This window comes from Nostoc sp. (assembly GCF_036919615.1).
GTDB lineage: Bacteria > Cyanobacteriota > Cyanobacteriia > Cyanobacteriales > Nostocaceae > Nostoc.
This window is the reverse complement of the sequence record NZ_JBALCN010000059.1, coordinates 23,153-44,265: the sequence shown is the minus strand read 5'-3', so window position 1 is coordinate 44,265 and position 21,113 is coordinate 23,153. Positions and strand designations below refer to the sequence as shown.

19 protein-coding genes and 1 tRNA gene are annotated in these 21,113 nt (G+C 42.3%); 10 read left to right on the top strand and 10 right to left on the bottom strand.

Annotated features, from left to right (window positions below):
* The first annotated feature begins 45 nt into the window (after positions 1 to 45).
* The 3 genes from gpmI to V7K48_RS17950 all read left to right on the top strand — a co-directional run bounded on the left by gpmI (position 46) and on the right by V7K48_RS17950 (position 2,911).
* A complete protein-coding gene (gene gpmI / locus V7K48_RS17960) occupies positions 46 to 1,644 on the top strand; it encodes a 2,3-bisphosphoglycerate-independent phosphoglycerate mutase (protein ID WP_335074624.1) in 1,599 nt (532 codons plus the stop codon).
* A gap of 168 nt (positions 1,645 to 1,812) precedes the next feature.
* Positions 1,813 to 2,046, top strand: a complete 234-nt coding sequence (gene secG, locus V7K48_RS17955; protein WP_012410686.1) for a preprotein translocase subunit SecG — start codon at positions 1,813 to 1,815, stop codon at positions 2,044 to 2,046.
* Positions 2,047 to 2,095: 49 nt separating this feature from the next.
* The gene (locus V7K48_RS17950) at positions 2,096 to 2,911 is read left to right on the top strand and encodes a peptidase (RefSeq protein ID WP_335074623.1); all 816 of its coding nucleotides are present in this window, start codon (positions 2,096 to 2,098) and stop codon (positions 2,909 to 2,911) included.
* A gap of 571 nt (positions 2,912 to 3,482) precedes the next feature.
* Here the strand turns inward: V7K48_RS17950 and V7K48_RS17945 are convergent.
* From V7K48_RS17945 to V7K48_RS17910, 8 genes are all read right to left on the bottom strand, one after another.
* Positions 3,483 to 3,884, bottom strand: a complete 402-nt coding sequence (locus V7K48_RS17945) for a helix-turn-helix domain-containing protein (RefSeq protein ID WP_334968638.1) — start codon at positions 3,882 to 3,884, stop codon at positions 3,483 to 3,485.
* On the bottom strand, positions 3,868 to 4,167 hold the full coding sequence (locus tag V7K48_RS17940; RefSeq protein WP_335074622.1) for a type II toxin-antitoxin system HigB family toxin: 300 nt from the start codon (positions 4,165 to 4,167) through the stop codon (positions 3,868 to 3,870). Before V7K48_RS17940 ends, V7K48_RS17945 begins: the two co-directional genes overlap by 17 nt.
* A gap of 224 nt (positions 4,168 to 4,391) precedes the next feature.
* Positions 4,392 to 5,540 carry a glycosyltransferase family 4 protein gene (locus V7K48_RS17935; RefSeq protein WP_335074621.1) on the bottom strand — a complete coding sequence of 383 codons (1,149 nt, stop codon included), beginning with the start codon at positions 5,538 to 5,540 and terminating at the stop codon, positions 4,392 to 4,394.
* 354 nt (positions 5,541 to 5,894) lie between these two features.
* A complete protein-coding gene (locus tag V7K48_RS17930) occupies positions 5,895 to 7,547 on the bottom strand; it encodes an MFS transporter (RefSeq protein ID WP_335074671.1) in 1,653 nt (550 codons plus the stop codon).
* Complete coding sequence (gene recO / locus V7K48_RS17925; protein WP_335074620.1) at positions 7,534 to 8,463, bottom strand: DNA repair protein RecO; 930 nt, start codon at positions 8,461 to 8,463, stop codon at positions 7,534 to 7,536. Before recO ends, V7K48_RS17930 begins: the two co-directional genes overlap by 14 nt.
* Positions 8,456 to 8,884 (bottom strand): hypothetical protein, encoded by a 429-nt coding sequence (locus tag V7K48_RS17920; protein ID WP_335074619.1) that lies wholly within the window; start codon positions 8,882 to 8,884, stop codon positions 8,456 to 8,458. The genes recO and V7K48_RS17920 overlap by 8 nt, the downstream gene beginning before the upstream one ends.
* Before the next feature lie 93 nt (positions 8,885 to 8,977).
* Positions 8,978 to 9,658 carry a deoxyribose-phosphate aldolase gene (gene deoC / locus V7K48_RS17915; protein ID WP_335074618.1) on the bottom strand — a complete coding sequence of 227 codons (681 nt, stop codon included), beginning with the start codon at positions 9,656 to 9,658 and terminating at the stop codon, positions 8,978 to 8,980.
* Between the two features lie 170 nt (positions 9,659 to 9,828).
* The gene (locus V7K48_RS17910; protein WP_335074617.1) at positions 9,829 to 11,007 is read right to left on the bottom strand and encodes a DNA cytosine methyltransferase; all 1,179 of its coding nucleotides are present in this window, start codon (positions 11,005 to 11,007) and stop codon (positions 9,829 to 9,831) included.
* 375 nt (positions 11,008 to 11,382) lie between these two features.
* Between V7K48_RS17910 and V7K48_RS17905 the strand changes: the two genes are divergently transcribed.
* The 6 genes from V7K48_RS17905 (at position 11,383) to V7K48_RS17880 (ending at position 17,338) form a co-directional block, all read left to right on the top strand.
* Positions 11,383 to 12,654 carry a glycosyltransferase family 4 protein gene (locus tag V7K48_RS17905; protein WP_335074616.1) on the top strand — a complete coding sequence of 424 codons (1,272 nt, stop codon included), beginning with the start codon at positions 11,383 to 11,385 and terminating at the stop codon, positions 12,652 to 12,654.
* A 971-nt stretch (positions 12,655 to 13,625) separates the two neighbouring features.
* Complete coding sequence (gene rsfS, locus V7K48_RS17900) at positions 13,626 to 14,084, top strand: ribosome silencing factor (RefSeq protein WP_335074615.1); 459 nt, start codon at positions 13,626 to 13,628, stop codon at positions 14,082 to 14,084.
* A complete protein-coding gene (locus V7K48_RS17895) occupies positions 14,081 to 14,581 on the top strand; it encodes a CGLD27 family protein (RefSeq protein ID WP_335074614.1) in 501 nt (166 codons plus the stop codon). The genes rsfS and V7K48_RS17895 overlap by 4 nt, the downstream gene beginning before the upstream one ends.
* A gap of 119 nt (positions 14,582 to 14,700) precedes the next feature.
* A complete protein-coding gene (locus V7K48_RS17890; RefSeq protein ID WP_335074613.1) occupies positions 14,701 to 15,654 on the top strand; it encodes an asparaginase in 954 nt (317 codons plus the stop codon).
* 46 nt (positions 15,655 to 15,700) lie between these two features.
* Positions 15,701 to 15,777: transfer RNA gene (locus V7K48_RS17885), tRNA-Met, on the top strand.
* A 103-nt stretch (positions 15,778 to 15,880) separates the two neighbouring features.
* Complete coding sequence (locus V7K48_RS17880) at positions 15,881 to 17,338, top strand: YcjF family protein (RefSeq protein WP_335074612.1); 1,458 nt, start codon at positions 15,881 to 15,883, stop codon at positions 17,336 to 17,338.
* Positions 17,339 to 17,407: 69 nt separating this feature from the next.
* Here the strand turns inward: V7K48_RS17880 and V7K48_RS17875 are convergent, their stop codons facing one another.
* The gene (locus V7K48_RS17875; RefSeq protein WP_335074611.1) at positions 17,408 to 18,415 is read right to left on the bottom strand and encodes a ParA family protein; all 1,008 of its coding nucleotides are present in this window, start codon (positions 18,413 to 18,415) and stop codon (positions 17,408 to 17,410) included.
* A 379-nt stretch (positions 18,416 to 18,794) separates the two neighbouring features.
* Positions 18,795 to 19,844, bottom strand: coding sequence for a sugar transferase (locus V7K48_RS17870; RefSeq protein WP_335074610.1), 1,050 nt, complete (start codon positions 19,842 to 19,844; stop codon positions 18,795 to 18,797).
* 197 nt (positions 19,845 to 20,041) lie between these two features.
* Between V7K48_RS17870 and V7K48_RS17865 the strand changes: the two genes are divergently transcribed.
* A complete protein-coding gene (locus tag V7K48_RS17865) occupies positions 20,042 to 20,839 on the top strand; it encodes a 7-carboxy-7-deazaguanine synthase QueE (RefSeq protein WP_335074609.1) in 798 nt (265 codons plus the stop codon).
* The last annotated feature ends 274 nt before the right edge of the window (positions 20,840 to 21,113 follow it).

The following is a 21,113-nucleotide window of genomic DNA, read 5'->3' as shown; positions in this document are numbered from 1 at the left end:
AATGGTATCATTCGGGTATTACAAAAAGTAAAGGGCAATTTTACTATGACCAAAGCACCTGTTGCTCCTGTGGTGCTAGTCATTTTAGACGGATGGGGCTACTGCGAGGAAAAGCGAGGAAACGCTATTGTTGCTGCTAAAACTCCAATCGTGGACAGTTTATGGGCAGCTTACCCGCATACCCTCATCCACACATCAGGAAAAGCCGTAGGGTTGCCAGAGGGTCAAATGGGCAACTCAGAAGTTGGTCATTTGAACATTGGTGCTGGGCGAGTGGTACCGCAAGAACTTGTACGCATCTCTGATGCGGTCGAAGACGGTTCTATTGCCTTCAACCCAGCACTCGTCAAAATTTGCCAAGAAGTTCGTTCTCGGAATAGCAAACTGCATCTAGTCGGGCTTTGTTCTGAGGGAGGGGTACATTCGCATATCACCCATCTATTCGGACTACTTGACTTAGCCAAAGACCAGCGAATTCCAGAAGTTTGTATTCACGCCATCACCGATGGTCGTGACACCGCCCCAACTGACGGGGTAAAAGCAATCACACTGCTGCAAGATTATATAGACCGTACAGGAATTGGGCGCATAGTCACCCTCAGCGGTCGCTACTACGCGATGGATCGCGATCACCGCTGGGATCGGGTCAAACGCGCCTACGACGTGATGACCCAAGATGGTGTGGGTGATAATCGCAAGGCTGTGGAAATCTTGCAAGCATCTTACGTATATGGTGTAAAAGACGAATTTGTCAACCCAATCCGAATTGCTCCAGGGGCAATAGAACCAGGAGATGGGGTGATATTTTTCAACTTCCGCCCCGATCGCTCCAGACAACTGACTCAAGCTTTGGTCAGTCCCACGTTTAACGGTTTTGAAAGACAGCAAATCACACCGCTGTCTTTTGTCACCTTTACGCAGTATGATTCAGACTTACCCGTGGCTGTAGCTTTTGAGCCTCAGAATCTCAGTAACATTCTGGGAGAAGTGATAGCCAATCATAGTCTGAAGCAGTTCCGCACTGCCGAAACAGAAAAATACGCCCACGTCACCTATTTCTTTAATGGCGGTTTGGAAGAACCTTTTGTTGGAGAAGACCGAGAACTAGTAAGCAGCCCAATGGTAGCGACTTACGATCACGCCCCAGCGATGTCAGCAGCAGCAGTTACAGATGTAGCAATCGCTGCGATTCAAAAGGGTACGTATTCCCTAGTTGTGATTAACTATGCCAACCCAGACATGGTAGGGCATACTGGTCAAATCGAAGCTACCATTACAGCAGTTGAAACAGTTGATCGCTGTTTGGGACGCCTACTAGAGAGCGTGATCAAAGCCGGCGGTACAACAATTATTACTGCCGACCACGGCAACGCTGAGTATATGCTAGATAAGGGGGGTAATCCCTGGACAGCCCACACCACTAACCCAGTCCCGTTGATCTTGGTGGAAGGAGAGAAAGTCAAAATCCCTGGATATGGTACAAATGTCGAACTGCGAAGCGATGGCAAGCTATCCGACATCGCCCCCACAATTCTAGAAATTTTACAGCTGCCTCAGCCACTAGAAATGACAGGGCGATCACTGCTGAAAACAGCAGAATATGAGCTGCAACGCACTCGCACCCCCGTGCAAGTAGGGCTGTAAAAGAGTTAGGAGTTAATAGTGAGGAGTTAATAGTTAATAGTAAAGAGTGATGAATTAAACCTTTCCTAACTCCTGTACAGACGCGATTAATCGCGTCTGTACTCCTAACTTCTAACTTCCAACCCTGACTCCTCTTTTTTGAAACTTTTTATAAATGAGATTCCTACCATGACAGCTACTAATATTGTGCAAGGCATTTGGGCATTTTCCGCCACTGGTTTAATTATCTTGGTTTTACTGCATAGCCCCAAAGGTGATGGCATTGGCGCCATTGGCGGACAAGCCCAGCTATTTAGCAGTACCAAGAGTGCAGAAAACACCTTAAACCGAATTACTTGGGCATTGACAGTAATTTTTCTCGGTTTAACAGTAGTTTTAAGTGCTGGTTGGTTGCCTAAATAAGGATAGGTCAGTCTTTTTGAGGAAGTCAAAAGTCAAAAGTCAAAAGTCAATGGGGAGAAGAACCCAATACGCAATACTTAACACCCTAATAAATTTAATTTCACGGCGGTTAATTACAGCTCTTGCCTTATTTATTAGCACAGGGCTGTTAATCGTTTTTACAAATCTCCAGTTGAGCTATGGGTTTACAATAATACCAAAACATGCATATTTAGACTTAATAATCTCTCTCCCCACCTCATCTTCCTCAAAACCCCATCCCTTACCGCCTACACTTGCACAGTGGCAAGATAGCACTAACAGTGGTGACTACTTTTCCCAAGTCACAACAACCCAAGTAGGTTATTTAGTCTGGTCACAATTTCCTGTTCGAGTTTACGTAGAACCACCAAAAGCCCTTATCGAAAAACAAGCTCAAGCATGGGTTAACAGTGTCTTGCAGGGTGTACAGGAGTGGAGTACTTATTTACCTTTAACAGTAGTCGAACAGCCAGAAGTTGCTGATATTACGATTGTGCGAAAAGCGCCACCTCTACAAATTTCCCCTGGTAGTAATATATCCCGGGCGCGATCGGCACAAACTACTTACGAGTTATCCATTAGCAACAAACTTTTATCCCACCGCTTCACCATCTTGTTAAGTCCCAGTCAAACAGGTGAGTATCTCATTGCAGCTGCCCGCCACGAATTCGGTCATGCCTTGGGAATTTGGGGCCATAGTCCGCTACAAACTGATGCACTATATTTTTCTCAAGTTCGTAACCCGTCACCTATTTCTGCCAGAGATTTAAATACTCTAAAGCGGGTTTATGAACAGCCAACCAGTTTAGGATGGTCTTTAGTGGATAATTCAAAGATTAATTGATCAATATTATCACTTATAATCAAAAAGATTTACAAGGCATACAAAAATTTGGGCTGAAGATACACAAGCAAGAATATTTTATTTTACCGCTTTATCATCTTAGTAGGGTTAAATATCTTTCCTTTATTAGTTTATTATTATCTGCCAGAGACATTAAAAAAATATAAATAGAAACTATTTTATTGGGCTGAATTTTATTTAATAAATCTATAATATCTGAAATCCAAATTTCTCTACTAAATGTTACTAGTGTTGGGGAGTATAATTTTAGCCAAAGAGTTACACCATATTGTATTTAAGCTTCTACTGTTACATTATTGTTAGTAACTTTTTCAGCAATTAGGTTAGAAATAGCATCTATATTTCCTTCTTTAGCAATTTCTTCTTGTCTTTTTTTATCTAATATAAAATATAAAGGGTACTTTAAGTTCTAGCTTTCTTTAGCTTCAACGATGGTAGTATAACTTTATCTCAGTAATCATCATCAACTTTGCATGAAGCATGAAGATAGTGCAACGAATGGATATCGCTAACCGTACCCCAAAATAATTCACTTTTTTTGGATTTACTATCAAATAAACAAACCACAGTCAACCCGAAAAAATTCTCCCAAAGCCTTAGCTTGAGCTTTGCTGATTTCTCGCTTGCCATTAACCACTTCTGAAACAACCCCTTTAGAACCAATAACACGCACCAAATCAGACTGTTTAATATTCCTTTGCTCCATCAAAAAAAGTAATATAGAATGAGGCTGAGATGCCTTTCCAGGCAAATAGTATTCCTGTTCAAATTTTTCAATCAAAATAATTAGCAATTCATAAAGTTCATCTTCTTCAGGGCTACGGTTAGGGCGGTGCATCAATTCTTCTACAACAGCTAAAGCTTTTTCATTCTCTTCTTCATTCCTAATCAGTTTTGGCTGATAATGAGATAATAACTCTTTATATTTATCTGAATTAAAAGTAAGGGTCATTTTTCCATTCCTCCTTATCAAATTCAGCATGGGTAAAGATATTTTTGATATAAATCAATTGCTTTTCATAATCTATACTCACAATTAAGCGATATTTATTACCCTTAATGTTGAAGATAGTAAAATTACCAACCGCTTCTGCTTTCAGAAAAACTAATTGTACCTCAACCAAATTAGACCAATCTGCCTTGTTCGCAACTTTATACCAGTTATCAAGAGCCTCACGGCAATCAGCGTGGCTTTCGGTATATTTTCTTAAACTTCGGTAGCTGATAACGTGCATTTCTCATAATTCATCTTCACTGAGAGTTAGTTCTCATGACGAGAACTAATCTAAGATAGAACGATATCACGAAATAGGCTGACGAGAAAGAAACAAAAAACAGCGTTTTTTGTCAAGACAAGCTGTACTCTGCGAGAAGCCGAACTTCGTGCGTCTACGCAACAGTGATGAGCGGAAAAATGGGTAGGCGCAGCCCGCCGTAGGCATCGCACTTTTTACTTTTTCTACGCTCTGCGACTTAGTGGTAGAGGTCGCTGTGCTAAAACTTCCTTATAAAGTTCTTCCAGTAGAGTAATATTCTTACTCAGGGTATAGCGGTCTAATACACGCTGTCTGGCTTTTTGCCCTAGTAAGGTTGTTAACTCTGGATGGTCTTGCAACACTGGCAAGAGGGTTCTCAATTGCGTTCGCGCTGTTTTGGTACTAATAACTACACCTGCGCCCTTTTCCAATACTTCTCCATCTGCACCCACGTCTGTTGCTAAACAAGCCAACCCACATGCCATTCCTTCTAACAGAGATAGGGACAAACCCTCTACTAATGAAGGCAAAACAAATACATCTGCGCCCCGCAATATTTCGATGCGTCGGTCTTCATCAGCGACAAATCCCAACCAGATAATGCCGTACTCTGAACCATAAAACTGCTCTAAGGAAGACTTTAAAGGCCCGTCGCCAACAATTAGCAACTTACTACCAAGCCCCATTGCAGACTGCCTCCAAGCCCGGAGGAGGGCTTCGACATTTTTCTCTGGCGCTATTCGACCCTGATAGACAAACAAGCGTTCGGCTTTAAATTCTGCTTTGATTTTAGAAAGTCCTGGAGAATACTTGGTGGTATTAACACCGTTGGGAATTACGGCAATATTTTCTTCCCGCACGCCCATCCCTGCCAATAATTCTCGCTGAATTTGGGAAAATACAATCACGCGATCGTAGTTAACTAAAAAAGGTGCGTAGAGCTGATAAGCCAAAAGTTGTGTTCCCGATATCAGCTTTGCCCCCTTGCCAGCAAACGGTGTATGAAAAGTGGCAATTAGGGGCAACCTCAGTTCCTCACAGATTTCCGGTAGAAAAAAGTCTAGAGGAGATAGGGTCAAGGAAGCATGGACTACATCTGGCTTGATTTCCCGCAGCGAATCTGTTAAAAGTTTGGTCGCTTTAAAAGTGGGAATTGTATAAACCTGGGACTTGTAAATGAAAGGGAGGGAAACCTCTCGAAGATTTGGCCAATTGTCAGGTTCAGACTCTTCCTGAGCAAAGTGAAGAAAGCTAACTTGATGTCCCCTATCTAGCAAGGCATTTGTAATTTCTCGACTGTAGGTGACATTGCCGCAAAAGGGCGATTTTTTTCCAATCCAGGCTATACGCATTCTTTATTTAACTGTAAGAAAAGCGAGTTTGATCTATTACTTATGTGTCCTTTGTGATTTTTATTTTATCTAGCTATACTTGCTGGTTTTTTTAGTTATTACAGATTCCCATCACACTTGAGTTTAAAAAGCCTATTTTAAGCTGATTAAACCAGTGGATTTATGGCTTTATTTATTCTATTTATAAGTTGTTAATTTCTGATACTTAAACAACTTATTCTGACTAATGTCAGATTGATATCCGGCAAGTATGTGATAAATTTTCACTGACCACAGTTTACCATGAACACAAAAGCTTTAATGAAATTAGTAATTACTTCAAGGTCATGAATAATTACTCCTGTTAGCTGATAACTACTTATGTGAGTTATACCAGGTTAATATACCTCCTGAAAAGACGATCACTGCTAATCCCAAAAACACAACCTGTAATCCCAGAAAGGTTTCTGCTACACCTGCTAATGCCAAAGGTAAGGAGAGGGCAATATTAATTACATTGTTTTGCAAGCCAAAGACTTTACCACGCATTTCTGGAGGTGTTTCTGTTTGAATCGCTGTTTGCATGGGAATACCGACTAGCGCCCCAAAGATACCTAATAGTGCCACCAACAGGAGGATCAGCCACAGTTGAGTTGTAAATACTGATAGACCAATCAAGGATGCTGCCATGCCCATACAACCATATAGACTTAGTTGGGTATAGGAGAAACGTTGACCAAATTGACCGAGAATTGTTGCTCCAGCAGCGATACCAACACCTCCGGCTGCTAGTAAAAAGCCGAACTGGGAGGCTTTCATGTTGGGAATTATTTCTGCCATACGAACGGCTAGAACAGTTAGTGCTGCAAAGACAGAAAACAAGATAATTAGCTGAAGCAAAGCATTGCGGACGCGCTGATTTGCTTTGAGGTAGGCAAAACCATCCCGCAAGTCAGAGAATACGTGAGGGAATTCTGTATCGGGGTCGTGGTGTTTTTCGTTAGTTGCCAGGAGGAATAAAATTAGTCCAGCGATCGCATAACTACCACCTACTAAAAATTCTTTGCCCAAACTACCACTACCACCAATTTGCAGCCAAAGTCCATCGGCGATCGCTAACAACGGTTCCCCAACAGCAAACCCAACAATCACTGATGTCATCATCGTTGTCGTGTAAAGCGAATTTGCCGAGAGCAAATGCTGTTCTTCTACTATTAAGGGAATTGCCGCCTGTTCTGCCGGTGCAAAAAATTGCGTCAGTGTGGAAACTAAAAAAGTCACACCCAGGATGATCAAAAAACCCACTGGCAACATTCCTATAGGTTTCCAATCATGAGTCAACCACAGCAGGAAGGGAATTGACAAAACCAAGATGCCGCGCCAAATATTCGTTGCTACCAGCACAGCCTTTTTCGACCAGCGATCAACAAACACACCAGCAACGGAACCAAACAATACTGCTGGAATAGTAAAAGCCATCATCAAGGCTGATACCCAACCACTAATACTTTGATTACCAGCCTGAAACTGAGTATTAATCAAAGCAATCATCAGCACCAAATAAACTTTATCTGCTAGTTGGGAGAAAACTTGACCACCCCAAAGAGCAAGGAAATTAGGGTTTTTTAATACGGGCAAAAACCCCTTCTGTTTGACATTTCCTGAAACAGCTTCTGAACCTGAACCAGATCCATCTAATTTCGGTGGTTCTTTTTCTGGGGGAGAAACTGCTGGCAAACTCTGACCATTGGAAGCACCGTTGCTATCTACCTCCGCAGTGGTTAATTTGTCCTCAGATTGTGTTTCTGATTGACTTGGAACATCAGTTTTTGGGATCTCCTTTGTCAAACTTTGATCGTCTTTAGAAACGTCTTTTGGGGACATTTCTTGGCTATTGATTTGACTAGGTGTACACTTGGAAACGGTACTCAAGTGATTCTTGACTGTAGGATCTAATGCCTTATTCTGTTTTTTGACGAGGCTTGGTGACAAAGGCAGGATTTTTTTATCCAAATCAGACGGTTGCATCATGGTTAGCAGCAAAATAAGAGTCGATCAAGGTAGCAGAGCGAATAGGGCGACCTAATTGATACTGAGCATACTGGCGCAAAATCTGCTCAACAGATAACCAGTCATGATCTCTAGCACCATCAATTTGCATTATCTCTGGTTGTGACAGATGTTGGAGCAGAGCCAATTCTATAGCACCCGGACGGCAAGAAATCATAGGTATTTCTTGCCGATGCACAACAACTGTTTGGGAGCCAGGTTTTGGAGATGATGGGATAATAGGGTAATTGGATGATGAAGAAAAAGATGAATTTCTTTGTATCCCCCTCTCCCTGTCTCCCTCTGTTCGCAAACGTTTCCAAGCTTCTAAGCAAACTGTTCCACCCGCAGGGATGCTAAATCCTACCTGCCAGTTGGGGTCTGTAAAGTCTGGCTTAAGGGGACGCCCAGATAGGCAGCAGATTTGCACTTGCGGCGTTACTCCTGCTAAGGCTAAAAGGTGAAACACCCCATGAGCCAGATGAGCCAAAACACCAGATGCATTTGCACTAGACAACGCCTCCAACCTATGGAGATGTTCATTGAACAACTCATAAAGTTCTTCTTGGGGTTGTTCGCTCAAAGCTTGACACAGGACTATTTCTGCTAAATACTGACTAGCAGCCAATTTTCCCAAATCTTTAGCTAAACCAGGATAAGTTTTTAACGTCTGTGCTTGAGTAATTTTATCAAGCGATCGCCCTTTTGCAATCAATAGTTCATTCACAACAAACATACCACTCCTCCCGCCCAGGCTAGAGTTGTGCTTACGTGCCCCTGGAGCCACTGCTCGAATCAGACCGAACTCCCGTGTTAAAATCGTCACTATTTTATCTGATTCTCCCAGCACCTGGGTTTTAAGATTAATTCCGGTTGCTTTGTAGGTTCTACTCATTAGTCATTAGGTTAGGACAAAAAGAGAAGTCTGAGCGGAGGCTTCCAATGCTCGATAGCAAAGTGTAAAGCCAACTCTTGGAGAGGCTGCGCCAACGGCATGGCAACTCTTCTCTACCAGAGGCTGCGCCAAGGAAACGCTCTTGCTTGCGTTCGCTTAGAGCTACTGTGCGTAGCGTCTGACTCGTTGGCATAGCCCAACCCAGCGAAAAGTCGAGCCAGTGCATTCCTGAGCCACTTCTGTGCGCGGGTTCCAAGAGTTGAGGGGACGAAGATGTTGCCTTGCGTCGGAATCTTCTGGCATGGAGCGGCGGCTTTTGCCGAGCTGTTAGCGCAGCGTTAGCGAGTAATCGTTCGCGCAGCGTCTCGTAGAGAGCGTCGGAACGAGCGTCCGCAGGAGCGTCACTTTTAAATACAGGCATCAGAACTTTTCCTAAGGGAGACGCTGCGCGAACGGGGACAAATGACATAGATACGCCCGCAGTTTCTCGCAGGGTAGGACGAGAAACAAATGACTATTCACCCTTTCCCAGGTTATCGCGCTGGCGGATCAAATCGATACCACGAGATGTGCCTAATCTAGTAGCACCCGCTACGATTAAGTCTAGGGCTTGATTGATAGTGCGGATACCACCCGCAGCTTTAATTCCCACCTTTTCTTTTGCCAATTCCTGCAAAAGTCGCACATCTGCCACTGTTGCACCACCATTCCAACCTGTACTAGTTTTTAAGAATGCCGCTCCTGCCTCCATAGCTATTTCAGCAGCTATTTTTTTCTCCGCATCTGTTAACAGGTTGGTTTCCAAAATTACCTTGACAGTTTGCCCAGTCTCTTCACAAATTTCGGCAATTTCCCGGTGAGCTTCTTCAGTTTTTCCAGCTTTCAACCAGCCCAAATTCATTACTACATCCAACTCAGTGGCCCCACTATCCGCCGCTTCTTGAGCCTCATACAGTTTCACTGCTGAAGTCGTTGCACCAGCAGGAAAGCCAATCACCGTACAGACTTTCGGGTTCTTGCCGTGGAGGAGTTCGACTGCTTGTTTGACGTAGGCGGGGTACAAGCAAACCGCCGCAAAATTGAATCTGTATGCTTCTTCACACCACTGCTCAACCTGCTCTGGAGTAGCCGTTGGCGTTAACAGGGCGTGATCGATAAATGGCGCAATATCAATATCCGGATAGTCTGCTGCCATCGTGTCTTCTGCCAGTGATTGATTATTAAACTTTATAAAAAATTAAAACATTTCTTATATGTATATTAAACCATATTTATTACGAGTTTATCCTGAAAACAAGCTGCTGACTTCTCTTGGATGTCGGCTTTGCAGATGTTGCAGAATTATTATAAGTATTTAAGTTGACATTAGGCAATAGTAAAGTAAGGAATATCAACAGCATTTGTCACGCCAGTTCCTAAGAAGTTAATAATAGTTTTAGCTAACGCCTTCGATGCCAAGTATGGTAAGCCATTACCAATAGTCTTAAACATATTCGTGAGTGACATATTTTCTGGAAGGACAAAATTTGCAGGCAAAGATTGTATGGCTAAAGCTTCTGCCACAGATATTCGCCGGATTTTATAGGGATGCAAATGTACTTCATTATTTCCATAGCAAGCTGTCGGAGAGTAACGCCATCTATGCAGACGCTTGAAAGACTTTTTAGAATCATCTCCTTCATCAATAGCAGCAAATCTTGTGATACCTGCCCTTGGTTGAAAACAGTTTTCAGCATTGGGATGCTTCAGCACATTATTTTTTCTAAACCAGTATTCTACGGTGAGTTCTTGAGGGATGCCATCAGGACAAGGCATTATGGAATTTTCTTGGAATGGTTCACACTTACGCCAAGGATAAGCAAAAACACTTTTTTGAGGATATAAAATGTGATTGTTCCAAGGAAAAATCTCTTCAGCTAGTAACTTTTCACTACCGACTTTTATTCCTATATCCTTGATAAAATTATTTTGGAAACCAATGAGAATAATTCTTTCTCTATCCTGGGGTACACCATATTCGATAGCATTAATTAACCGCTCTGTTAATATATAGCCTGCTTCCAGTAATTGTTGCTTGAGTGATTCAAAAAATAAACGGTGCTTTGTCGTTCTCCATAACCCCTTAACGTTCTCAAATAAAAAGAAATCTGGAAGATTGCGGCAAATTAATTCAACGTAAGAAGCGGAAAGCTTGCCATTATCTCCTAAACGTCCTCTATTTTTCCCGCCAATAGAAAAATCAGGACAGGGAGGCCCACCAATGAAGCCGACAATATTATTAGATTTGCGGCAGTCTTGTACTAACTCCCGCAGGTGTTGTGTTTGTAAACCTTCGAGAAGTTGGGTAACGTCTCCTGCTTCTCCGTCATAATACCCGTATTCTGGCAACGGTAGATTCAGAACCTGCCGTGAATAGCGGTATGCTGCCATAAATGGTGAAAAAATTTCATTGACGTAAACAATATTAAAACCGCTGGTTTCAAAACCTAAATCTAGGAATCCTGAACCAGCAAAAAAGGAGAAAATACAAGGGCGATCGCTCATTCAATAACTAGTACCGCAAGGCGGAAGTTAAAAGTCAAAAGTATTATGGAATGGGCTTTTTAGGGATTTTAAATGGTTGCTCTATTTACGCTGTGGCGTACTAGTATTGTGAAACAGTCTTAATTAATATCAGAAGATTTAGGATTTATACTTACGTACCAATCAAAAATGAACAATTTGAAAATTGCCTAAATAGTCAAAAAAATTCACAGTTCCTCTAAGTATTTCATATCAAAGTTTACTCAATCTTTAAGGAAAATCCCTGACAGAAAAGGAGTCTGAAGCCACAATTAAATATAGGAGTTTCCAAGCTCCAAATCATATTTAAGACAAATATTTGTCATTAAAAACCGGGGTACTTCGGACTAATTTTCTATGCGGATTTTAATTTACTCCTACAACTACTATCCAGAGCCAATTGGCATTGCCCCACTGATGACTGAATTAGCAGAGGGACTAGTGAAGCGTGGGCATCAAGTGCGCGTAGTCACCGCTATGCCCAATTACCCTGAGCGTCAAATTTACCAGGAATATCGGGGCAAGTGGTATCTCAACGAATACAAAAATGGCGTTCAAATTCAACGCAGTTACGTTTGGATTCGTCCACAACCCAACCTATTAGATCGGGTATTACTAGATGCTAGTTTCGTTGTCACTAGTTTTGTGCCCGCCCTAATCGGTTGGCGTCCAGATGTTATTCTCTCAACATCGCCATCCTTGCCAAGCTGTGTACCAGTTGCTCTTTTAGGATGGTTACGCGCTTGTCCTGTGATCTTAAATCTACAAGATATATTACCAGAAGCAGCCATCCACGTCGGTCTATTAAAAAATAAATTGCTCATCCAATTATTTACATTATTGGAAAAATTTGCTTACCATACTGCCAGTAAAATTAGCGTCATCGCCGATGGGTTTGTGGAGAATTTGCGATCTAAGGGCGTAGAAGCTGACAAAATTGTGCAAATTCCTAACTGGGTTGATGTAAATTTTATCCGCCCTTTGCCTAAAGAAAATAACCCTTTCCGCGCAGCACATAATCTGAATGGCAAATTTGTAGTACTGTATTCTGGTAATATTGCCCTAACCCAAGGTTTAGAAAGCGTTGTCAAAGCTGCTTCTGAGTTGCGCCATATCCCAGATATTGTTTTTGTCATCGTTGGAGAGGCAAAAGGTTTACAGCGATTGCAACAGGAATGTCTAGACTGCGGTGCAGATAATGTTTTGCTACTGCCATTTCAACCCCGCAAATCTTTGCCACAAATGTTGGCAGCTGCCGATGTTGGCTTGGTAGTGCAAAAGAAAAATGTTATATCCTTCAATATGCCGTCAAAAATTCAAGTGCTACTTGCCAGTGGAGCAGCCTTAATTGCCTCTGTCCCTGACAATGGTACAGCAGCAAAAGCTATCAGGCAAAGTGGCGGCGGAGTTATAGTTCCTTCAGAAGATCCCCAAGCTTTAGCGATCGCAATTTTAGATTTGTACCAAAACCCCGAAAAAGTCAAAACTCTGGGTTATAAAAGTCGCCAATATGCGGTTGAACACTATGCTTTTGAGCAAGCTTTAAATCAGTATGAGTCGTTGTGTTACTCATTGACGGCAGATCGTGGAGCAATTCAGTCCACAAGAGTTACAAAACAAGAAGTTTAATCTCCGGCAGTAGAGTTAGATTACATATCCGCGCCTTCAGTGCGATTAGACTTGTGAAAGTCGCAATTCTAAACTCACTATCTAAATAATAACAAATTTTAGGGTACTTAATTATACTTGAAAAGATACAGCAATAGACCAATACGCTTGGTTAAGGAAATATATCTGTTGAGGTAGGCACAGAGAAGTCTGAGCCGTTGGCGGAGCGTCTCTACCAGAGGCTTCCAACACTCGTGGACTCGGTGGTGCAGCCTCTCCAAAAGTTGAGGTTGCGCTATCGTCGGATCAGAACTTCTCCTGTTGGAGATGGTACGCGAACGCAGGGAGGCAGGAGGAGAAAAAAAGGCTTAACCCAAGCGTATTGAGCAATAGACAAGTGAGTTTTCAGGTGCGTTGTTGAACCAAAAATCTCACAGCTTCACTTCAATCTGTGGGAACACCAATTTTTTATCCGTACAAAAAGGGTACTTTAGTATCCCATAATATTATTTAGTACGCTTGTATAAAAACACTTTTGATAGACCAGGCATGAATATGCTGTGTTGTAGTTTTTAGTAGATAGCCTAAAACATAGATGTGGCGTTACCTGCAAATTATTAGTACAGCATGACGCAAATAAATATCCAGTTGAAAAAGGTAACAAAATCTTAATTTACATGCTTTGTTTGCTGGTGCCTCATGCCTGCTTGCACTAGCAATACATGTTAGGCTGTTTGATTAATCTGCGATTATTTTCGCCAGAAATTCTTGCTTGAAAGCTATTGGTTGATTTCTTGCTGCACAATAGCCATCCGCAACTGCTGATTACTGGTGTTGAAATCTAAACAGTCAATTATCAAACTAGCCCCCATAGACACTTGTTTTTTGTTAGTATTCAAAAAAACCTATTGACACATTTTCAGATCAATTGTTTGTTGTTTGTAAGTAAATGTAAACAATTGTTTCAAAAGAAAGAAAGCACCTGAGGTTTAATGACTGATTATTTCCAAGGAAATTTCCCATTACAATCTGTCCCACTGACGAAGAGTGTGGGAAAGAACCACGCCCAAACCGAAGAAGCGAGCGGAAAATTAGCTGCAACGATCACAGCAGCTGCATCAGATCGCAAAGCGGGTGAGATTTTATTGCTTAAAGTAGCAGAGGTATCTTATTTAGCAGATTACTTTGTGATGATGACTGGCTATTCTAGGGTACAAGTAAGGGCGATCGCTCAAGCAATTGAAGGAAAAGTCGAAACTGAGTTGCAACGGCGTCCCATAAGGACAGAAGGAAAAGTCGAGGGTAGTTGGGTACTACAAGACTACGGTGATGTGATCGTTCATATCATGATGCCCAAGGAACGGGAGTTTTATAATTTAGAAGCGTTCTGGATTCATGCAGAGCGTATTTCCCTTCCAGAATCTGATGAGGGTGAGGGTAAGCCAACATGATTAGGTCTTCGGTTTCAAATTGCCCAGTTCCTACAGACCAACAACCGCTCAATGAATACGAAGAGTTAAAAACTTCCTGGCTATTTCGTGATAGCACTTTAGATTGGCGCGAATATATCACGAAAATTGTTTGGATTTGGGGTTTATCTTGGCTCTTAGCAGGGCCTGTAGCTGCGACAAGTTTTCCTCCTCACAAGTATATTGCACATTTTATCCTCTGTGGTGCAGTAGGAGCGAGTGTTGGGGTAGTGCTGGCACTGGTAAGGTTGTACTTAGGCTGGTTCTACGTGTGCGATCGCCTTTGCAGCCCCACAGTCTTTTATGAAGAGTCCGGTTGGTACGACGGCCAAACTTGGACGAAACCACAGGAAGTCCTCAACCGCGATCGCTTGATTGTTGCATACGAAATCAAACCCATTCTGCGGCGGTTGCAATTTACCTTTGCTGGCTTGGCGGGAATGTATCTTATTGGTACTATAGTTTGGCATTTGTTTTAAAAGTTGGGAGTCAGGAGTTAGGAGTGATTAGTTAATAATTCATAACTCTTAACCGGAGGCGGAGCGCCTCCGGCTCCGCTCCTAACTCCTAACTAAAAAAAGGTAATAAATATAAACCCATGACAATGGGAAAACGAACTCAAGCCACAGCACTGGAAGTCCGGTTGCTGCGGGAAGGTATTATTGAATCTAGGCATATAGTCCAAGCTGTTGTATGCGACGAACGAGGACGGGTTCTAACCGTTGCTGGAAATTCTGAAACTGCTGCATTTATCCGTTCAGCCTTCAAACCATTTCAGGCACTCGCAGTCACCACCACAGGTACACTGGAACGCTATGACCTCAGCGATCGCGACTTAGCAATTATCACAAGTTCCCACAAAGGAACAATAGAGCAAGTCAGACAGGTATTTAACATCCTTTGGCGGGCTGATCTTGACCCGACTATACTCCAGTGTCCAATTCCTGAAGGTAAGCACAGTCCTCTGGAGTACAATTGCTCTGGTAAACATGCAGGTATGTTAGCCGTTTGTCAGCAGCGCCATTGGCCTTTGAATAACTACTTGGATCGCAAGCACCCAATACAGCAGTTGATTTTGGGCAAAGTAGCAGAGTTGCTGCGAATGCCAGCTGAAGAATTTATCAGCGCTCATGATGACTGTGGCGCACCAACTTATCTGATGCAACTCGGTCATATGGCGTCTTTGTATGCGTTGCTAGCCTCTAGTACCAATTTGGATCTGGAGCGCATCGTCCGGGCAATGACTCATCACCCCGCTATGGTAGCAGGAGATGGAGAATTTGATACCGAACTAATGCGTTTAACTCCAGGGGAACTGGTCAGCAAAGCTGGTGCTGAAGGAGTGCAGTGCATTGGTAGACTCGGTGAGGGCATGGGATTGGCAATCAAAGTTATGGATGGGACAAAACGGGCAAAACATGCAGTTGCTATTCACTTACTCCAGCAAATGGGTTGGATTAGTCCCAGCGCCGCCGAAAGCCTCTCAGAAAAGTTTGTCACCTTGGGAAAATACAAGCGTTTAGAAGTAATTGGAGAATTATCATTTTTGTAGTTGCCAAACTCTTGACTATAGGTTATGCTATAAAAGTCAAGAGCGACGCGGGATAGAGCAGCCTGGTAGCTCGTCGGGCTCATAACCCGAAGGTCAGTGGTTCAAATCCACTTCCCGCCACCAAATAAAAGATAAAACAAAACCCTACAATCATTAAAGATTGGAGGGTTTTGTTTTATTTTGATCTATTCTGGAAGAAATAGCCATCCAAAAAGTGCGGAGAATCATGGTTGTGAAGTTGCAGCGACCAATTTTAGTGGGAGGATTGGGACTGTCCTTCTCCCTGTGGATGTTACAAAGTTGGCACGATTCTATAGTGCAAGTGGGTGAGTTTGGTTTATTGAGTGCCTTAGCTGTAGGCGGTGGTTTGTGGTTATTCCAGCAAAATCGCCCGAAAGACAGTTTAGCGCAGCTAGATAGTATGCTGGTGGATCGGGCGACTGTGGAAAATGCGATTTCTATTGCTGAAACTGTAATTAACCAACTGGCACAAGAAGCAGAAAACCATACAGCCTTAGAGACACTCAGAGACCAAATTGCCCAATTGTTGTTGGAATTAGACAGGCAAGAAATTAAAGTGGCTGTGACTGGCGGTAAATCCGTGGGTAAAAGCACTTTAATTCAAGTGCTAAAGCAAAATGTCGAGACACGAAATTTTGTGTCTTTAGAAGAAACAGCACCTTTATTTAGAGAGACGAGTGACAATTCTGATGCAGCTATTTTGGCAGAAGTAGCAAAATCTGATTTTGTTCTGTTCCTGACAAATGGTGATTTGACAGACTCAGAATTTCAAACCTTACAGCAGCTAAAAGCAGCAAATCAGCCCACAATCCTGGTTTTCAACAAACAAGACCAGTATTTAACTGATGAAAGCGCCAGCATCTTTAGTCAATTGAAACAGCGGATGCAGGAAAATGTAGTTGCAACTGCCGCCTCTCCCATTGCCATCAAAGTCCGAAAGCATGAGGCTGATGGTTCTGTGCAAGAGTGGATGGAACAACCAGCACCAAATATCCAGCAGTTGACGCAGCAGTTGGATGAAGTTTTGGCACAGCAAGGACAACGGTTGGTTTGGGTAACTACCATGAGGAAAGCCGGGTTGTTGAAAGCTGAGGCGAAAAACTGGCTGAATGGAACTAGACGTGATCGCGCCACCCCAATTATTGAACAATATCAGTGGATAGCTGCCGCTGCTGCCTTTGCTAACCCAGTTCCAGCCTTTGACATCCTAGCGACTGCGGCAATTAATGCTCAGATGGTAATGGATTTGGGTAATATCTATCAGCAGAAATTTTCCCTGGAACAGGCACAAACCATAGCTGGAACAATGGGAAGTTTAATGCTGAAACTGGGTTTAGTTGAACTTTCTACAAAGGCTATTAGTACTGTTCTTAAAAGTAATGCCGTTACCTTTATTGCTGGTGGTGTGGTGCAGGGAGTAAGTGCAGCTTATCTGACTAGGGTAGCTGGGTTAAGTCTAGTTGAGTATTTCCAACAGCAGGAAATAGCGATAGATTCTGGGACTAGTTTGAATTTAGAGAATTTGCGGCAAACATTGCAAAAGGTGTTTGGGCAAAATCAGCAGATTGGTTTTCTGCAAGGGTTTGTTAAGCAAGGCATGAAGCGTTTGTTGCCAGAGGTGCAGCCGATTGAAGTAGTTGGTGTTCAGAAGGCGGTGGGTTAAGTTTATGCAGAGGCGCAGAGTTTTTCTTTGCGCCTTTGCCTGAAGCTAAAAAGGAGTTTGAAAGTATTTTTAGATCCTGTTAATCACAGTCAAAAGTCTTTGTGCTATTGGCTCAAAATATTCAACTGAGTCTCTAGCTCTACTAATGTGTGCCCCACGCAGACCATCTGCACTGGTACAATCAAAAACTGGTTTTTTTGCTTCTAATGAATAAGGAATTAGACTATGAAGATTAGGAATTTTTCCTAGATTAAAAGTTTTATCAGGCCAGTAGTGAACTTGCTGCAATTTTGCTAATCTGTTGACAATATTTTCTTGAATTGCTGACTCGATGCGATTTCCAAATATCTGCCAGCCTTTTGTCATTTTTTCTTCAGAATCTTCGCGGATATTGTGCTGTTGCATCACATAGCCTAAAAATGTTGGGCATCCGTGCGGTAGAGCTAAACTTTCATCTTTCCATGCATGATTACATTGTTCCCAACCTTGACGCCATGCTTCGAGTTTAAAACCTAGATTTTCTGTGCCTCTAATAGAGAATAGATCAGGAGAGATAGGAATTATGAAATAATCACTAGCCCCCAGTACAGCACGATTGAGGGCACCTAGATTAGGACCAAGATCAACCATAATAACATCCGCCTGAACACGGTTTGCAGCCCAATTAATATAACGATAAATAGCTGACTGAACTCTTAAACTAGATTCACTACCACCTTTTCCACTGTTCCATGTATCACCCAAAAGGTCTTCATAGTTACTTAGAAGCAAATCGCCAGGAACTAGGTAAAGATTTGGATAGTTGTTTGGACTTATTTGAGATGGCCCACGTTGCCGAATATCTCCAATTGATCTATAAACTGGCTCAATTGCTCGCCAAATGCTATTTCCACGCTCGCTCCATGCTCGTTCTATATTGCTTTCAGGAAGTGCATAAGCTGTTAGATTGCATTGGCTATCACAATCAACCATAAGTACGGTTTTATTAGACTGCTCAAGAAGGTGGGCTATATGGAACATATAAGTGGTTTTACCCACTCCACCTTTATTATTAAAGATACTAATGATAGCCGGCATATATATAAAAAATTAAACTCTCAAATATTACAGTAACATTTGAGTGATAAAATGCATATTTTTATTTAAAAAATATTTTTTGATCAACAATATTTTTTGTTTTTTCTCCTTTTTTGAAGGCTCAGTGTTCCTAGATTTAGGTTTTAAAACCAGGGATATTAACATTGTTTATGTCAAAAACATCTTCTTACAATTCATGCCAGCATATTGCTATTTACGTGGAGATTCACTTTTTACTTTTTACTTGTTAAGCAGAGGATGACATTTGCGTGGTGCTGTAGGTAAACCTAAAATTTACCCAAGCCTAAAATGGGCTTGGGTGTATTTAAGAATTATCGTGATTGGGAGTTACCAAAAAATTGTGAATAAAGGTAGTTAGCTAAACAGCACCACTGTTTCTGTTAAACAGCATAGCTATAGTTTTGAAAATTAGCTTTAAATCGTACATCAAACTCCAATTTTTTTGATACTGCAAATCCAGGCGAATTACATCTTCAAAACTACGGACTGTAGAACGCCCATTTACTTGCCATTCACCAGTCATACCAGGTTTAACATCTAAACGTTGCCACTCCGGTACTTCATAGCGTTCCACTTCATCGGGTGTAGGTGGTCGGGTGCCTACTAAACTCATTTCTCCTTTGAGGACGTTCCAAAATTGGGGTAGTTCATCAAGACTAGTTCGCCGTAAAAAGCGCCCTACCTTGATAATTCTGGGGTCATTCTCATTCTTGAAAAAGGCACCTTGCACTTGGTTTTTAACTTGGGATTTCTTCGCTTCCGCATCCACACACATAGAGCGGAATTTCCAAATCTCAAACCGCTTCCCCATCCAACCACAACGGATTTGACTAAAGAAAATGGGCCCGGGATCATTAATTTGAATAGCGATCGCAATTGGAATAAACAAAACTCCTGTAATTAATAAACCGAGCACTGACCCTACAATGTCTAACAACCGTTTCATCCAAGATGCCACAGAAGGGTGAGTAGTGGGTAACTGCTCTACTTTACGGGAAGTTGTCTTCCGATTATCTATTAAGTCTTCTTGTTCTATTAACAACCCATCGTCCACAGGCTCTACAGCAAAAACCTGATCCAATCCCGTGAGTTTCAGGACTGCCATTACCTGAGGTGTTACATTCCGCAGTGTTAATGTAATCTCTTTCGCTTGGGCGTATTTAAAATTACTTACCAGGGCACCTAAACCACTACTATCTATAAAAGTAGTTTGGTGAAAGTCAATGATGATTTGCTTGGGATGTGAATTGGACTGGATTAAGCCTTGGCAGGTTTGCTTAAAGCCTAAAGCCTCAAGCACGCTCAACCGTCTGGGCACCTGCACTATAGCTGTGTCGTTTAGGGAATTAACTGGAAAATCGACCTCTGTCGGTTGGCTAGTCATGAAGCTCTGCACTTTCGTTGCCATGTATAATGTAATCTGCCAAACATTATTTTGTCCTAGAAAATTACCTAACCTAATATTGGAATAGTAGTAATAAGGACTAATCGCTATTTACTGGGGCTGAGATTGGAGATCACCAGCGACGATTCACAATAGAACAAGAAGCCAAAAAACATCCTTGCTGTTGTACCGACGCAGCGCGATCGCGTTACTCTGATCAAATGATTGCTAAAACTACGGTTACACCTACCGCACGCCTGATTGAGGTGTTTTCTGCCATTCAAGGGGAAGGACTGAATGTAGGGACACGTCAGATATTTATTCGTTTTGCTTTGTGTGATTTGCGCTGTCACTTTTGTGATAGTGCCCACACTTGGAATGCACCTGCTACTTGTCGGATAGAGCGATCACCTGGATTGCGCGACTTTGAAATCCACTCTAACCCTGTCCCATTACCCATATTAATTGAATGGGTGGAACAGCAAAATCTACCTTGTCTACACGATAGCATTAGCTTAACTGGGGGTGAACCACTTCTTCATGCCCCATTTTTAAGGCAGTTTCTCCCCCAAGTGCGAGCCATAACTGGTTTACCCATATACTTAGAAACTGGCGGACATCGCCCAGAACAACTAGCGATGATTCTTCCCTACTTAGACTCTGTAGGTATGGATTTCAAATTGCCCAGTGTTAGCGGCGAAAGTCATTGGCAAGAACATAGTAAATTTCTCCAATTATGTCATGACTCATATTTAAATGTTTTTGTCAAGATAATTGTGTCTCAAAACACAGATCCCGCCGAGTTGGAACGTTCAGCTTTGCTGGTGGCAGAGGTTAGTCCAGATATCTCAGTATTTTTACAACCTGTTACGCCTTTAGCAGCATCTGAACAATTCTCCTCAATATCTGTGCTTGCCCCTGTGGCTGATCAAGTTTTGACGTGGCAAGCTTTGATGAAGCGGTTTGTCAAGCAAGTGCGTGTCATCCCTCAGACGCATAAAATGCTGAACCAGCTGTAAAATTTCAGTTTGATAAAGATGTAGTCAAGAAAAAAGTAAGATTTTATGAAATGGTTATTGGGCTGCTGCTGCTAATTAGGGACGCAGCTGCCCCCTTAGTAGGCAGTCTAATTATCTCAATCAAAAGACCTCTAAGAGGTTTTTAGTGCGTAAAACCGTCCCTCTCCGAGTCGGAGAGGGAAAGACTTGAACTTTAGTTCAAGGTAGGGAGAGGTTCCTCAAACTCATGTTGATTTAGGTATTTTGTGGGGTGGGCAATATCCACCCAACCTAA

Bases quoted from the DNA above. Each gene is read 5' to 3' on its own strand.
- V7K48_RS17910 (WP_335074617.1), bottom strand. From the start codon at position 11,007: ATGAGCGATCGCCCTTGTATTTTCTCCTTTTTTGCTGGTTCAGGATTC.
- V7K48_RS17870 (WP_335074610.1), bottom strand. From the start codon at position 19,844: ATGGCAACGAAAGTGCAGAGCTTCATGACTAGCCAACCGACAGAGGTC.
- recO (WP_335074620.1), bottom strand. From the start codon at position 8,463: ATGAGTAGAACCTACAAAGCAACCGGAATTAATCTTAAAACCCAGGTG.
- V7K48_RS17920 (WP_335074619.1), bottom strand. From the start codon at position 8,884: ATGCCTGTATTTAAAAGTGACGCTCCTGCGGACGCTCGTTCCGACGCT.
- rsfS (WP_335074615.1), top strand. From the start codon at position 13,626: ATGACTGATTATTTCCAAGGAAATTTCCCATTACAATCTGTCCCACTG.
- V7K48_RS17935 (WP_335074621.1), bottom strand. From the start codon at position 5,540: ATGCGTATAGCCTGGATTGGAAAAAAATCGCCCTTTTGCGGCAATGTC.
- V7K48_RS17880 (WP_335074612.1), top strand. From the start codon at position 15,881: ATGGTTGTGAAGTTGCAGCGACCAATTTTAGTGGGAGGATTGGGACTG.
- V7K48_RS17890 (WP_335074613.1), top strand. From the start codon at position 14,701: ATGACAATGGGAAAACGAACTCAAGCCACAGCACTGGAAGTCCGGTTG.
- V7K48_RS17905 (WP_335074616.1), top strand. From the start codon at position 11,383: ATGCGGATTTTAATTTACTCCTACAACTACTATCCAGAGCCAATTGGC.
- gpmI (WP_335074624.1), top strand. From the start codon at position 46: ATGACCAAAGCACCTGTTGCTCCTGTGGTGCTAGTCATTTTAGACGGA.
- deoC (WP_335074618.1), bottom strand. From the start codon at position 9,658: ATGGCAGCAGACTATCCGGATATTGATATTGCGCCATTTATCGATCAC.
- V7K48_RS17895 (WP_335074614.1), top strand. From the start codon at position 14,081: ATGATTAGGTCTTCGGTTTCAAATTGCCCAGTTCCTACAGACCAACAA.
- V7K48_RS17865 (WP_335074609.1), top strand. From the start codon at position 20,042: ATGATTGCTAAAACTACGGTTACACCTACCGCACGCCTGATTGAGGTG.
- V7K48_RS17940 (WP_335074622.1), bottom strand. From the start codon at position 4,167: ATGCACGTTATCAGCTACCGAAGTTTAAGAAAATATACCGAAAGCCAC.
- V7K48_RS17930 (WP_335074671.1), bottom strand. From the start codon at position 7,547: ATGCAACCGTCTGATTTGGATAAAAAAATCCTGCCTTTGTCACCAAGC.
- V7K48_RS17945 (WP_334968638.1), bottom strand. From the start codon at position 3,884: ATGACCCTTACTTTTAATTCAGATAAATATAAAGAGTTATTATCTCAT.
- secG (WP_012410686.1), top strand. From the start codon at position 1,813: ATGACAGCTACTAATATTGTGCAAGGCATTTGGGCATTTTCCGCCACT.
- V7K48_RS17950 (WP_335074623.1), top strand. From the start codon at position 2,096: ATGGGGAGAAGAACCCAATACGCAATACTTAACACCCTAATAAATTTA.
- V7K48_RS17875 (WP_335074611.1), bottom strand. From the start codon at position 18,415: ATGCCGGCTATCATTAGTATCTTTAATAATAAAGGTGGAGTGGGTAAA.